This window comes from Variovorax sp. J2P1-31 (genome assembly GCF_030317215.1).
Taxonomy (GTDB): Bacteria; Pseudomonadota; Gammaproteobacteria; order Burkholderiales; family Burkholderiaceae_C; genus Variovorax.
The window spans coordinates 388,263-402,101 of record NZ_JASZYA010000002.1; the positions used below are offsets into that span (position 1 = coordinate 388,263).

The following is a 13,839-nucleotide window of genomic DNA, read 5'->3' on the forward strand; positions in this document are numbered from 1 at the left end:
GATGACCGCATGTCTTTCCCGAACCCCGACTCCTCCGAATTCGCAGCACTGATGGACTTTGTCGCGACGGGCGGGCGCGATCGGGACGCACTGCAGGCGTACCGCGACCCCGACGCCCTGAGCGCGGAGCTGCTGGCGCCGCGTGCGCGCGCCATGACCGCCAGCCTGGTGACCATCGCCAAGGCCGTCATCGGCCGGCCCGGCTGAGCTTCCGCTCCGGTCCGCCGTCCTAGCGTGCGGGCGCGGGAATCGGCGTGACGGTCTCGCGGATCACGCCACCACCCATCACGCTGCCTTCGGTCGCCGAGACGCCCGTGCCACGGATGCGCGCTTCGCAATCGGCCCGGTCGGCCACCGGCTGCAACTGGCAGCGCTCGAGCGCGTTCTGGTCATAGGCGCTGGGCGAGGCGCTGGTCAGCCCGCTGCGCTGGGCCTCCTGCCTGGCCGCGCCGGCTTCCCTCAGGCAGGCCGCACGGTCTTGCTGCACGCCGTCGCAGGTGGCGCGTTCACGCTGCATGCGGGCATCGGTGCCCGGCGCGGCGCCCTGGGCGAAGGCAGCGGGCGCGCCGGCCAGCGCGCCGGTGGCGCAGAGGGCGAGGGCCAAGGAACGGACAGAGATCTTCATGGTTGCAACTCCTGGATAGAGGGCCGCGCCGGTGGAATCCGGGGGCCTGGGCGTGCCACTCTGGACCCGTGGCGCCCGCTCGCTGCGGGACGGCATGGCGAAGCGCCGGGCAGGCCGCCGCCAATCGCTGTCGGACGGTTCTTTCACGTGGCCCGGCGGAACGCGCCATCCCGGGGCGCCGCCTGCCTTCACATCCGCGGCGGCCCAATTGTGGCGATTGGCCGACAAAAAGAGCCGGTCTTCGCAGGCATCATGCAAGCCGCCAAAACCGGCAGGCTGCATTGCGGCATTTTTTCTTCCCCCGCATGGCTGACCACGCTCCCTTCCCCGCTGCGATCGCTGACCCGGCTTCGACGCCGGACCTTCTCTCGTCCTGCCATGTGGAACCGATACGGGTGCCCGGCGCGGTGCAGCCCCACGGCCGCCTGCTGGTGCTCGATGCGGCGACCCGGCGGCCGGTGGCCCGCAGCGAGAACTGGCCGCCCGACGCGGTGCCGGCGGCCGTCAGCGCGCTCGATGCCTTCCCCTGGCCCGAACTGCCGCCCGGCGCCGCACCGAGCGCGCTCGGCGTCTGGACGCTGGACGGCGCCCGCTGGGACGTCTCGGGCCACCGGACCGAGCGGCACCTGCTGCTCGAATTCGAGCCGGCGCAACCGACCGAGGGCAACGAAGCCCCGATCTACTCGCTGACGCGGGTCTTCCTGCCCTGCCTGCAGGACGCCGAGTCGGTGCAGGCGCTGACGCAGCTGGTGGCGGCCGAGATGAAGCGCCTGACCGGCTTCGGCCGCTGTCTGGTCTACCGTTTCGACGAGGCGGGCCATGGCGAGGTGCTGGCCGAGGCCATCGATGCCGGCTACGACAGCTATGCCGGCCACCATTTCCCGGCCGGCGACATCCCGCAGCAGGCGCGCGCCTTGTACGTGCTCAACCAGTTCCGCCTGATCGCCGATGCCAACTACATCCCGGTCCCGCTGCGCATCGAGGACGGCGCGCTGAGCGCCGCCGACATCGACCTGTCGCAGGCGCAGCTGCGCAGCGTGTCGCCGATCCACCTCGAGTACATGCGCAACATGGGCACGCTGGCGTCCATGTCGGTCTCGATCGTCATCGACGGCAAGCTCTGGGGACTGATCTCCTGCCACGACCACGCGCCACGCTTCATCGGCATGTCGACGCGGCTGGCCTGCGAGCACCTGGGGCAGCTGCTCGCGCTGCAGATCCGCTCGAAGGAAGCCAATCGCCTGGTCGCCGAGCGGCTGGCGTTGCGCCAGCTGACCCTGCAGATCGTGGCGCATCTCGCGGACAGCGACGCCACCCTCCAGCGCCTGGTGCTGGAGCCCTCGCTGATGCTGCGCGTCGCACGGGCCACGGGGGCCGCGGTGGTGCTCGACGATGCGGTCTGGAGCGTCGGCGATGTGCCGTCCGACGCCGACGTCCAGGGCCTGGCGCAGTGGATCGCCGGCCTCGGCCAGGAGGTCTATCACAGCGACACGCTGGCCCGGCACTACGCGCCCGCGGCCAGCCTGCCGTTCACCGCGGCCGGCGTGCTGGCGGTGTCGATCTCGCAGGTGCACCGCCACCTGATCCTGTGGTTCCGGCCGGAGATCGTCAAGACCGTGACCTGGGCCGGCAACCCGCGCAAGAACGCGATCGCCGAAGACGGGCGCATCCACCCGCGCAAGAGCTTCGAGGGCTGGCAGGAGCGCATCCGCGGCAGCGCCGAAGCCTGGTCCGATGCCGAGATCGGTGCCGTCGGCGAGCTGCGGCAGGCGCTGATCGGCATCGTGCTGCGGCGGGCCGAGGAACTCGCGGAGGTGGCGCATGAACTCACCCGCGTGAACAAGGAACTCGAAGCCTTCTCGTACACGGTGTCGCACGACCTGCGGGCGCCGATGCGCCACATCGCCGGCTATGTCGACCTGGTGGTCGACTCGGAGGGCAAGGCGCTGTCGCCGCGCGCGCTGCGCTACATGACCAACGTCAAGGACGCCGCCTCGTTCGCCGGCCAGCTGGTCGATGCCTTGCTGGACTTTTCGCGCATGGGGCGCGCCGCGCTCAAGCAGCGTGCGGTCGACACGCAGCTGCTGGTCGGCGACCTGGTGCGCGAGCTCTCGCGCCAGGAGCCGCCGGGCCGGCAGGTCGAATGGGTGCTGGATGCGCACTATCCGGCGATCCATGCCGATCCGCTGCTGCTGCAGGTCGCGGCCCGCAACCTGCTGGGCAATGCGCTGAAGTACTCGCGCGGCCGCGACCCCGCGCGCATCGCCGTGCGGGCCGTCAGCACCGAGGCCGGCGACGGCCTGGAGGTCGAGGACAACGGCGTCGGCTTCCAGATGCAGTACGTGGGCAAGCTCTTCGGCGTGTTCCAACGCCTGCACCAGGCCGAGGAATTCGAAGGCACGGGCATTGGCCTGGCCAACGTCAAGCGCATCGTCGAACGCCACGGCGGCACGGTCTGGGCCGAGGGCGAGCCGGGCGTCGGCGCCCGCTTCGGCTTCGTGCTGCCCCGGCGCGAGGACCTCCCCGACCCGAACCCGACCGACACCCTTCCAACCCCCCCGCACGGAACCCTGTGATGCTGAAGCCGATCCTTCTCGTCGAAGACGACAAACGAGACCTCGAACTGACCCTGATCGCGCTCGAGCGCAGCCAGCTCGCCAACGAGGTGGTGATCCAGCGCGATGGCGCGGAGGCGCTCGACTACCTCAAGCGCGAAGGCGAGCACGCCGGCCGCACCGAGGGCAATCCGGCCGTCATCCTGCTCGACCTGAAGCTGCCCAAGGTCAACGGGCTGGAGGTGCTCGAAGCGGTGCGGGCCGACCCGGCGCTGCGCAGCGTGCCCGTCGTGATGCTGACCTCGTCCCAGGAAGAGGCGGACGTGCTGAAGAGCTACCAGCTGGGCGTCAACGCCTACGTGGTGAAGCCGGTGGCCTTCGACCGCTTCGTCAGCGCCATCGCCGACCTGGGCGTCTTCTGGGCCGTGCTGAACGAACCGCCGCCGGGTTCCCTGAAGGCGCTGCGCCACAATGAGCAGCCCTGATCCGACGGCCCGTGCCGGCCATGCGGCCGCGCTGCGCGTGCTGATCCTCGAGGATTCGCGCTTCGACGCCGAGCTGCTCACCGAGACCCTGGCCCAGACCTACGCGGCGATCGAGACCACGATCGTGCAGCACGAGCAGGGCTTCGTGCAGGCCCTGGCGCGCCATCGCTTCGACGTGATCCTTTCCGACTTCGAGCTGCCCGGCTTCTCCGGCGGGCAGGCGCTGGAACTGGCGCGCGCGTCGGCGCCGTCGGTGCCCTTCATCTTCGTCTCCGGCGTGATCGGCGAGGACAACGCGGTCGAGCTGCTCAAGCGCGGGGCCACCGACTACGTCAGCAAGGGGCGCCTCGCGCGCCTGCCGCTGGTGCTGGACCGCGCCTTGAAAGAGGCGGCCGATCGCCGCACGCTGGGCATCGCGGAGCACCGCTTGCGCGATGCGCACGCGGCCGCCGGCCGCATCGAGTCGCGCCGGATGGCGCTGATCGAATTGAGCGACCGCATCCGCGACATGGACGACCCCATCGAGATCGCCTACATGGCGGCGCAGACGCTGGCGCAGCAGCTGGGCGTCGACCGGGCCGGCTATGGCGTGGTGGACACCGCGGCCGAAACGATCACCATCGAGCGCGACTGGAACGCCCCCGGCGTGCGCAGCCTGGCCGGTGTGCTGCGCTTTCGCGACTACGGCAGCTACATCGAGGACCTCAAGCGCGGCGTGGCGGTGGCCTTCGCCGACGCCCGCGAGGACGCCCGCACCCGGGCCACCGCCGCCGCGCTCGAGGCCATCCACGCGCGCGCGGTGGTGAACATGCCGCTGACCGAGAACGGCGGCCTGGTCGGCCTGCTCTACCTGAACCATGGCGAGGTGCGCCCCTGGCCCGGCGACGAGCTGGAGTTCGTGCGCGACGTCGGCGACCGGCTGCGTTCGGCCATCGCGCGGCGTGAGGCGCAGATCGCGTTGACGGCCTTCGCCGCCTCGCTCGAACGCCAGGTGGAAGCCCGCGCGGCCGAGCTCGAGGCGGCCCGGGAGCAGCTGCGGCAGAGCCAGAAGCTCGAGGCGGTGGGCCAGCTCACCGGCGGCCTGGCGCACGACTTCAACAACCTGCTGGCCGCGATCTCCGGCAGCCTCGAGCTCATGCGCCGGCGCGGCCCGCTGGCCCGTCCGGGCGACCTCGAGCGCTACATCGGCGTGGCGCAGGGCGCCACGCAGCGGGCGGCGGCCCTGACGCACCGGCTGCTGGCTTTCTCGCGCCGCCAGACGCTCGAGCCCCGGCACCTGGACCTGAACCCGCTGATCCGCGGCATGGAAGACCTGATCCGCCGCACCGTCGGGCCCGAGATCCGGCTGGACGTCCAGGCCGCGCCGGGCCTGTGGAGCGCGCATGTCGATGCGGGCCAGTTCGAGAATTCGCTGCTCAACCTGTGCATCAACGCCCGCGATGCGATGCCCAACGGCGGCCAGCTGGTCATCGAGACGGCCAACCTGTCGCTGGACGCGCAGGCCGCCCGCGCCGCCGACCTCGCGCCCGGCGCCTACGTGTCCATCTGCGTGCGCGACAACGGCGTCGGCATGACGGAGGAGGTGGCGCAGCGCGCCTTCGACCCCTTCTTCACCACCAAGCCGCTGGGCATGGGGACCGGCCTGGGCCTGTCGATGATCTACGGCTTCGCCAAGCAGTCCGGCGGCCGCGTCGGCATCCGGTCGAAGGTGGGCGAAGGGACGGCCGTGACCATCGAGCTGCCGCGCAGCGAGGTGCCGGCCGAGGCCCAGGCGGCGCCGCCTCCCGGCATGGAGCCCGCGCCGCGCGCGCCTGCCGGCGAGACGGTGCTGGTGGTCGACGACGAAGCCGCGCTGCGCATGCTGATCGTGGAGGTCATGCAGGAACTCGGCTATGCCACGCTCGAGGCCGGCAACGGGGCCGAGGCCCTGCGCTGGCTGCATTCGGGCCGGCAGATCGACCTGCTGATCACCGACGTGGGCCTGCCCGGCGGCATGAACGGCCGCCAGGTGGCCGATGCCGCGCGCACCGGGCGGCCCCAGCTCAAGGTGCTGTTCATCACCGGCTACGCGGAAAGCGTGGTGCTCGGCCAGGGCTCCTTCGACCGCGACATGCACGTGATGACCAAGCCCTTCGAGATGCACGCGCTGGCCCGGCGCGTCAAGGAGCTGATCGAGGGGCCCTGAAGCGCCTCGGACCCGGGCGCGCGCCTAGGCCGGTTGCACGGCGGTCGCCCGTCCGGCCGCGATGCGCTGCGCCAGGTGCGCCAGCGCCTCCTCGACCTGGTCGACCAGGATCAGCGAGAGGTCGCCCGGCTGCAGCATCGCCAGCGCGCGGTCGATGGCCACGAACTCGCCGCGGATCTCCTCCACATGCTGGGTGCGGCGCGCGCCCTGCAGGCCCTGGCGCAGCAGCGCCATCACCTCGCCGTCGGCGCGGCCGCGTTGGGCCGCGTCCTGGTAGAGGATCACGTCGTCGAAGGCTTCGCCCAGGATCGCGGTCTGGTCGCGGATGTCGCAGTCGCGCCGGTCGCCGGCGCCGCTGATCACCACCGAGCGGCGCTGGGCCGGCAGGGTGTCGACCGCGGCCACCAGCGCCTTCATGGCGTCGGTGTTGTGGCCGTAGTCGGCGATCACGGTGGCGCCGTTGTACTCCATCACGTTGAAGCGGCCCGGCACGCCGGCCGCGTCGTTCATGAAGCTCGACAGCCCGCTGCGGATGGTGTCCCAGTCCAGGCCCACGGCCCAGGCCGCGGCCGTGGCGGCCATCACGTTCTCGACCTGGAAGGGCAGGGTGCCATTGCGGGTGATCGGCACGTCGCGCAGCGGCACGCGCTCGCGCCACGAGCCCTCGGCCGCGACCAGCGCATCGCCGTCGATGTGCACGGTGCGCTTGCCCTGCGCGCGGTGCGTGGCCATCACCGGGTGCTGGCGGTCGACGCTGAAGAAGATCACGCCGCCGGGGCAGCCGGCCGCCATCGCGGCCACGTTGGGGTCGCTGGCGTTGAGCACCGCGTAGCCCGCCTCGGCCACGTTGCGCACGATCACCCGCTTGAGCACCGCCAGGTCCTCGACCGTGGTGATGTAGTTCAGGCCGAGGTGGTCGCCGCTGCCGATGTTGGTCACCACCGCCACCTGGCAGCGGTCGAAGCCCAGGCCCTCGCGCAGCACGCCGCCGCGCGCGACCTCGAACACGGCCGCGTCGACCTCGGGGTGCAGCAGCACGTTGCGCGCGCTCTTGGGGCCGCTGCAGTCGCCGCTGTCGGTCTGGCGGCCGTCGACCCACACGCCGTCGGTGTTGGTCATGCCGGTGCGCAGGCCGCTCGAGGCCAGGATGTGGTTGATCAGCCGCGCGGTGGTGGTCTTGCCGTTGGTGCCGGTCACGGCCACGACCGGGATGCGGCCGTCGTCGCCGTGCGCGAACAGCGTGTCCATCACCGCCTCGCCGACCGCGCGGCCGCGGCCGAACGAGGGCGAGATGTGCATGCGCAGGCCCGGCGCGGCGTTGACCTCGACCACGCCGCCGTGCTGCTCTTCCAGCGGACGCAGCACGTTCTCGCACACCATGTCGACGCCGCAGATGTGCAGGCCGACCATCTGCGCCGCGTCGACCGCGCGCGCGGCGATCTCGGGGTGCACGGTGTCGGTCACGTCGGTGGCGGTGCCGCCGGTCGAGAGGTTCGCGTTGTTGCGCAGCACCACGCGCTGGCCCAGCGCGGGCACGCTGTCGGGCGTCAGGCCTTGGGCCTCGAGGCGGCCGACCGCGATGTCGTCGAGCCGGATCTTGGTCAGCGAGGTCGCATGGCCCTCGCCGCGGCGCGGGTCGAGGTTGACGGTGTCGACCAGCTGCCGGACCGTGGCGCTGCCGTCGCCGATCACCTGCGGCGGATCGCGCCGCGCGGCGGCCACCAGCCGGTCGCCCACCACCAGCAGGCGGTAGTCGAAGCCGGGCAGGAATTTCTCCACCATGACTTCGCCGTAGGTCGCGGCCGAGGCGTAGGCGGCGTCGAGCTGTTCGCGGCTCACGATGTTGACCGTCACGCCCTTGCCCTGGTTGCCGTCCTGCGGCTTCACCACCACCGGCAGGCCGATCTCGAGCGCGGCGGCCCAGCCGTCGGCGGCGTCGCTGACCGGGCGGCCCAGCGGCACCGGCACGCCGGCCGCGTTGAGCAGCTGCTTGGTGAGTTCCTTGTCCTGCGCGATGGCCTCGGCCACGCCGCTGGTGCTGTCGATCTCGGCCGCCTGGATGCGGCGCTGGCGCGAGCCCCAGCCGAACTGCACCAGGCTGCCGCGGGTGAGCCGGCGGTAGGGGATGCCGCGGGCCACGGCCGCGTCGACGATCGAGCCGGTGCTCGGGCCCAGGCGCTCGGATTCATCGAGGTCGCGCAGTTCGGCCAGCGCGGCCTGCAGGTCGAAGGCGCCGTCGTCCAGCGCGGCGGCGATCAGCGCCTCGGCCAGCTTCACCGCGCGCCGGCCCACGGCCTCCTCGCAGTACTGCATCACGACCTGGTAGACGCCGTCCTCGGTGGTGCGCGTGGTGCGGCCGAAGACCACGCTGCAGCCCGACTGGGCCTGCAGCGCCATCACGGCGTTCTCCAGCACATGGGCCAGCGCCAGCGGCTGGCCCAGCACCATCGGGTGCAGTTCGCCGATGGTCGGGAACAGCGCGCGCAGCCGGGCTTCGAAACCGGGCAGCTGCTCGATCGCGTTCTCGGCGCCGTGGCAGGCGACGACGGCTTCGATGGCCGTGTGACGGCTCCAGAGGTTGGGGCCGCGCAGGGCGCGGATGCGGGTGACTTGCATGGCGGTGAAACCTTTGCGGCCATCGAAGGCCGTCGATTCATCAGGCGAATTGGGGCTCGGGCTGGGGTGCGCTCTGCGACAGCTGCAGGGAGGCGAGGGCGGCTTGCAGGTCGGCCTCGAAGGCCTCGGCGCCGGCACCGATCAGGTTGAGCGGAATGCCCAGCGCCCAGGCGGCGGCGACCGCGGCCAGCAGCACGTCGAGGCTGACGCCCGCGTGCGTGGCGCGCCAGACCGTGAGCCGGCCCAGGCCGGGCAGGAAGGATTCGCTGGTGCCGTTGGCCAGCACCACGCGGTCCTGGCGCACCAGCACGGCCCGGCCGCCCTCGGCGCGGTGCGGCGCCAGCGCGGCGGCCTGCGGGTCGGCCGCATAGAGGATCACGGCGCCGTCGCACAGCGGCGCCAGCGCGGCCACGCGCGGGTCGGCGGCGTTCAGCACGGCGGTGCCCTGGGGCAGCACCACGTCGACCTGGGTGCGCAGCACCCGGACCATCTGGTCGCTCTCGGTGATGTCGAACTCGGCCAGCGCCTCGGCGCCGTCGAGGTCGGTCACGATGCCGACCTGGCAGCGGTCGTAGGCCAGGCCGTCGCGCAGGATCGAGGCGGCGCCGTTCTCGATCACCACGGCCTGCACCGAGCGGTTGACCAGCAGCCGGTGGCCGGCTTCCCAGTTGGCGCTGGGGCGGGCGTCGACGCGGCGGCGCTCGAGGAACAGGCCGTCGCCGCAGGCCAGGCCGGTGTAGCGGCCGCCCAGGCCGGTGAGCCAGGCCAGCAGGCGTGCCAGCACCGCGGTGTCGCGCGAGCCGGCCACGCCGACCACGGGGATGCGGCCGGGCAGTTCGGCGTCGTCGCCATCCGGGAACAGGTGCTCGCAGATCACGCGGCCCACGGGGCGAGGCGAGCCGACCGCCGGCTTCAGGTGCATCAGCAGGCCCGGGCCGGCGTTGACTTCGACGATCGCGCCGCGTTGGGCCGCCAGCGGCCGCGAGATGTCCTCGGCCACCAAGTCGATGCCGGCGATGTCCAGGCCGACCACGCGCGCGGCCAGCACGGCCGCATGGGCCACTTCGGGATGGACCTGGTCGGTGCAGTCCACGCCCAGGTTGCCGCTGCGCTGGATCGTCACGACCCGGCCCTTGGCCGGCACGGCCTGGCCGTCGAGCGCCTGGCGCTGCAGTTCGAGCTGCAGCTTGGCGTCGGTCGCGACGTCGATCACGTCGAGCGGGAACTCTTCCTCGGCGCCGCGGCGCGGGTCGCTGTTGAGCTGGCTGTCGATCAGCGCGGCCACGGTCGAGACGCCGTCGCCGGTCACGGTGATGATGTCGCCGCGCGCCGCCGCGACCACCTGGCCGCCGACCACCAGCAGGCGGTGCTCGTGGCCGCGCACGAAGCGCTCGACCATCACATCGCTGCCTTCGGGCTCGGCCACCGCGAAGGCGGCCATGACTTCTTCGCGCGTCGTGAGTTCGAGCGAGACGCCGCGGCCGTGGTTGGCGTCGGAGGGCTTGACCACCACCGGCAGGCCGATGTCCTCGGCCGCTTCCCAGGCTTCCTCGGCGCTCTCGACCACCTGGCCTTCGGGCACCGGCACGCCGCAGCTCTGCAGCAGCGACTTGGTCAGTTCCTTGTCGCTGGCGATCGATTCGCCGATGGCGCTGGTGTGGTCGGTCTCGGCGGTCCAGATGCGCTGCTGGCTCGCGCCGTAGCCCAATTGCACCAGGTTGCCGCCGTTGAGGCGCAGGTGCGGAATGCCGCGGTCGGTGGCCGCGCCCACGATGGCCGCGGTGCTCGGGCCCAGGTAGCAGTCCTCGACCTTGGCCTTGACCACGTCGACCGCGCGCTGCACGTCGGCGGCGTCGAAGGGCGTGTTGTTGATGGCGGCCATCAGCAGGCGATGGCCCTCGGCCAGCGCGACGCGCGCGACCTGCTCGTCGCGGGCGCGGAACACCATCCGGTAGACCGCGTGCTGCGAGGTGCTGCGGGTCTGGCCGAAGCCGGTCGGCATGCCGGCCAGGTTCAGCAACTCGATCACCACGTGCTCGAGCACATGGCCGGCCCAGGTGCCTTCGTTGAGGCGCTGGATGAAGCCGCCGCGCTCGCCCACGCCGCAGTGGTGCTCGATCAGCGCCGGCAGCAGGGTGGTCAGGCGCTCGGTGAAGCCGGGCACCAGGTTGGAGGGGAAGTCCTCGAGCCGGCCCAGGTCGAGCCAGACCTCGAGCACCGGACGGTAGGTCCAGAGGTTCGGGCCGCGCAAATAACGGGTACGGAGCAGTCGGATGTCGTCGAAACAGGTCATGGAAACGTTCGTTGTGCTTGGGCCGAGCACGCGGGCGCCCTCAGGCGCGCCCATGGCGATCGATCAGAATCGGCGCCGGGCGGGCACCTTGGCGTGGTTCGGCGAGGACCAGAGACACAGAAAGACAATGCAACATCACGATCCAATCGGCACCCCGGAGGGCGAAGCGGGGCCGGTTTCAGAAGCGCTGAAAAGCCGGCTCTCAGTCGCGGAAAACGTTCTGGCGACGCTCACGGTTGACCTTGACGGCGAACTTCGGTTTGCACAAGGGCTGCTGGCCCTCAGCGATCGGCGCCTGCTGGCCCGATCCGCAGAGGGGGTTTGGCGTGAGTGGGCGCTCACAACAGCCGGACTTTCCATGCAGCTGAGCGATCACGCGGGCGTCGGCACCATCGACCTGCAAAGCGATGCCGGCCATCTGGCGCGCTGGCGTTACACCTTGGCACAGCAAGCGGACGCGCTGCGCCTGTTCAAGTTGCTGGGCCAGCGGGCCGGCAGTGTCGCGCTGGCGACAGAGCCGGTCGACGCGGACGAACTGCCCGCCGAAACCGCGTCGGCCGCGCCGCCTTCCACCTGGGTGCTGCTGCGCCTGGGCCGCTTCGCCAAGCCCTACCGCAAGCAGCTGATCGCCGGCTTCCTGCTCACGCTGGCCTCGACCGCCGCCACGCTGGTGCCGCCCTACCTGACCATCCCGCTGATGGACGACATCCTGATCCCGTTCCAGAACGGCCACCAGATCGCCATGAGCAAGGTCGCGCTGTTCCTGGGCGCGCTGCTCACGGCCGCGCTGGCCGGCTGGGGCCTGGGCTGGGCCCGCACCTACCTGCTGGCGCTGGTGTCCGAGCGCATCGGTGCCGACCTGCGCACCACCACCTACGAGCACCTGCTGACGCTGCCGCTGGACTACTTCGGCGGCAAGCGCACCGGCGACCTGATGGCGCGCATCGGCTCCGAGACCGACCGCATCAACGTCTTCCTCTCGCTGCACGCGCTCGACTTCCTGACCGACGTGCTGATGATCGTGATGACGGCGGTGATCCTGTTCTCGATCAACCCGCTGCTGGCGGTGGTCACGCTGGTGCCGCTGCCCTTCATCGCCTGGATGATCCACGTGGTGCGCGACCGGCTGCGCACCGGCTTCGAGAAGATCGACCGGGTGTGGAGCGAGGTCACCAACGTGCTGGCCGACACCATCCCGGGCATCCGCGTGGTCAAGGCCTTCGCACAGGAAAAGCGCGAGGCCGACCGCTTCCATGCCGCCAACGCCTACAACCTGCAGGTCAACGACAAGCTCAACAAGACCTGGTCGCTGTTCACGCCCAGCGTGTCGCTGCTGACCGAGATCGGGCTGCTGGTGGTCTGGGGCTTCGGCATCTGGCAGGTGGCGCGCGGCAGCATCACGGTGGGCGTGCTGACCGCCTTCATCGCCTACATCGGCCGCTTCTACACCCGGCTCGACTCGATGAGCCGCATCGTCTCGGTCACGCAGAAGGCCGCGGCCGGCGCCAAGCGCATCTTCGACATCCTCGACCACGTGAGCAACGTGCCGGAGCCGCTCAACCCGGTCAAGGTCGCCCGGCCCTCGGGCCGCATCGAGCTGGCCGACGTGGGCTTCCGCTACGGCTCGCGCGCGGTGATCCGCGACCTCGACCTGGTGATCCAGCCCGGCGAGATGATCGGCCTGGTGGGCCACAGCGGCTCGGGCAAGAGCACGCTGGTCAACCTGATCTGCCGCTTCTACGACGTGACCGACGGCGCGATCAAGGTCGACGGCACCGACATCCGCCGCTTCGCCGTGGCCGACTACCGGCGCCACGTCGGGCTGGTGCTGCAGGAGCCCTTCCTGTTCTTCGGCACCATCGCGCAGAACATCGCCTACGGCAAGCCCGAGGCCACGCGCGAGGAGATCGTCGCGGCCGCGCGCGCGGCCCATGCGCACGACTTCATCCTGCGCCTGCCGCACGGCTACGACTCGCTGGTGGGCGAGCGCGGCCAGGGCCTGTCGGGCGGCGAGCGCCAGCGCATCAGCATCGCGCGCGCGCTGCTGATCGACCCGCGCATCCTGATCCTCGACGAGGCCACCTCGGCGGTCGACACCGAGACCGAGAAGGAGATCCAGAAGGCGCTCGACAACCTGGTGAAGGGCCGCACCACCATCGCCATCGCGCACCGGCTGTCGACGCTGCGCAAGGCCGACCGGCTGGTCGTGATGGACCGCGGCGAGGTGGTCGAGGTCGGCCCGCACGATGTGCTGATGGAGAAGCAGGGCGCCTACTGGCGGCTCTACCAGGCGCAGCTGCGCCAGGCCGACGAGGAGGCCAGCGACGGTGCCGTGGCCGAGCGCGCCGCGGTGGCCGTGGCGCTGCTGTCGAACCAGAACCATGCGGCCCACCCCGCGGGAGAGGCGTGATGACAACCCCCGACTTCCAGCTCGCGCGCGACGCCTTCGGCCGCCTGGTGCTGACCGATGCCGAGGGCCAGCGCCACGAGGGCATCGTGCCGGTGCGCGCCTTCCCGCTCAGCGCGCCGCAGGCCGGCCTGTCGCTGGTGGGCGCCGACGGCCGCGAGCGGCTCTGGATCGACCGGCTCGACGAGCTGCCGCCCGCGATGCGCGCGCTGCTCGACGAGGACCTCGCGGCCCGCGATTTCGCGCCCGCGCTGCTGAAGCTGCATGCGGTGTCGAGCTTCGGCGTGCCCAGCACCTGGCGCGTGGACACCGACCGCGGCCCGACGAGCTTCGTGCTCAAGGCCGAGGAAGACATCCGCCGGCTGGCCGACGGCGCGCTGCTGATCGCCAGCGCCCACGGCGTGCAGTTCCGGATCGCCGATCCCAAGACGCTGGACCGGCCTTCGCGCAAGCTGCTCGAGCGTTTTCTCTGAGGTGCGGCGGCCGGCCGCGCGTGGCGACCGGTGCGTCAAGAAAAAAATCATTCGGCGAGTCCGACCGTGCACAGGTCGCTCGCCGTTTTCTTTGGCCCGAATGAAAACTTTCCAATTCTTTTTTGGCCTGAATTGAGGGGTCTGTATGCAATGCCTCAATTCATTGAAATGACATTGCATTTCCATCTGCTACGAGGAGA

Annotated in this window: 9 protein-coding genes; 6 read left to right on the forward strand and 3 right to left on the reverse strand. The window is 71.1% G+C overall.

Annotation, left to right across the window (positions count from 1 at the left end; translation table 11 throughout):
- Positions 1-9 precede the first annotated feature (9 nt).
- On the forward strand, positions 10-207 hold the full coding sequence (locus QTI20_RS12940) for a hypothetical protein (protein WP_286551390.1): 198 nt from the start codon (positions 10-12) through the stop codon (positions 205-207).
- Positions 208-229: 22 nt separating this feature from the next.
- On the opposite strand, the gene QTI20_RS12945 is transcribed toward QTI20_RS12940, so the two are convergent.
- Positions 230-625, reverse strand: a complete 396-nt coding sequence (locus tag QTI20_RS12945; protein ID WP_286551393.1) for a hypothetical protein — start codon at positions 623-625, stop codon at positions 230-232.
- Between the two features lie 380 nt (positions 626-1,005).
- Between QTI20_RS12945 and QTI20_RS12950 the strand changes: the two genes are divergently transcribed.
- Genes QTI20_RS12950 through QTI20_RS12960 form a run of 3 tightly spaced genes read left to right on the forward strand, consistent with a single transcriptional unit; the run spans position 1,006 to position 5,850 of the window.
- Positions 1,006-3,201, forward strand: coding sequence for an ATP-binding protein (locus tag QTI20_RS12950; RefSeq protein WP_286551395.1), 2,196 nt, complete (start codon positions 1,006-1,008; stop codon positions 3,199-3,201).
- Complete coding sequence (locus QTI20_RS12955) at positions 3,201-3,665, forward strand: response regulator (RefSeq protein ID WP_219216346.1); 465 nt, start codon at positions 3,201-3,203, stop codon at positions 3,663-3,665. Before QTI20_RS12950 ends, QTI20_RS12955 begins: the two co-directional genes overlap by 1 nt.
- Positions 3,652-5,850, forward strand: coding sequence for a response regulator (locus tag QTI20_RS12960; RefSeq protein WP_286551400.1), 2,199 nt, complete (start codon positions 3,652-3,654; stop codon positions 5,848-5,850). Before QTI20_RS12955 ends, QTI20_RS12960 begins: the two co-directional genes overlap by 14 nt.
- A gap of 24 nt (positions 5,851-5,874) precedes the next feature.
- On the opposite strand, the gene cphA is transcribed toward QTI20_RS12960, so the two are convergent.
- Entirely contained in the window at positions 5,875-8,466 is a 2,592-nt protein-coding gene (gene cphA, locus QTI20_RS12965; RefSeq protein WP_286551403.1) for a cyanophycin synthetase, read from the reverse strand.
- 40 nt (positions 8,467-8,506) lie between these two features.
- Positions 8,507-10,759 (reverse strand): cyanophycin synthetase, encoded by a 2,253-nt coding sequence (locus QTI20_RS12970; RefSeq protein ID WP_286551405.1) that lies wholly within the window; start codon positions 10,757-10,759, stop codon positions 8,507-8,509.
- A gap of 127 nt (positions 10,760-10,886) precedes the next feature.
- Between QTI20_RS12970 and QTI20_RS12975 the strand changes: the two genes are divergently transcribed.
- Complete coding sequence (locus tag QTI20_RS12975) at positions 10,887-13,169, forward strand: cyanophycin metabolism-associated ABC transporter (protein ID WP_286551407.1); 2,283 nt, start codon at positions 10,887-10,889, stop codon at positions 13,167-13,169.
- Positions 13,169-13,639 (forward strand): cyanophycin metabolism-associated DUF1854 family protein, encoded by a 471-nt coding sequence (locus QTI20_RS12980; protein ID WP_286551410.1) that lies wholly within the window; start codon positions 13,169-13,171, stop codon positions 13,637-13,639. Before QTI20_RS12975 ends, QTI20_RS12980 begins: the two co-directional genes overlap by 1 nt.
- Positions 13,640-13,839: the final 200 nt, after the last annotated feature.

Excerpts from the sequence above, each read along its gene's own strand:
- cphA (WP_286551403.1), bottom strand. The coding sequence starts at position 8,466 with ATGCAAGTCACCCGCATCCGCGCCCTGCGCGGCCCCAACCTCTGGAGC.
- QTI20_RS12940 (WP_286551390.1), top strand. The coding sequence starts at position 10 with ATGTCTTTCCCGAACCCCGACTCCTCCGAATTCGCAGCACTGATGGAC.
- QTI20_RS12970 (WP_286551405.1), bottom strand. The coding sequence starts at position 10,759 with ATGACCTGTTTCGACGACATCCGACTGCTCCGTACCCGTTATTTGCGC.
- QTI20_RS12980 (WP_286551410.1), top strand. The coding sequence starts at position 13,169 with ATGACAACCCCCGACTTCCAGCTCGCGCGCGACGCCTTCGGCCGCCTG.
- QTI20_RS12945 (WP_286551393.1), bottom strand. The coding sequence starts at position 625 with ATGAAGATCTCTGTCCGTTCCTTGGCCCTCGCCCTCTGCGCCACCGGC.
- QTI20_RS12960 (WP_286551400.1), top strand. The coding sequence starts at position 3,652 with ATGAGCAGCCCTGATCCGACGGCCCGTGCCGGCCATGCGGCCGCGCTG.
- QTI20_RS12975 (WP_286551407.1), top strand. The coding sequence starts at position 10,887 with ATGCAACATCACGATCCAATCGGCACCCCGGAGGGCGAAGCGGGGCCG.
- QTI20_RS12955 (WP_219216346.1), top strand. The coding sequence starts at position 3,201 with ATGCTGAAGCCGATCCTTCTCGTCGAAGACGACAAACGAGACCTCGAA.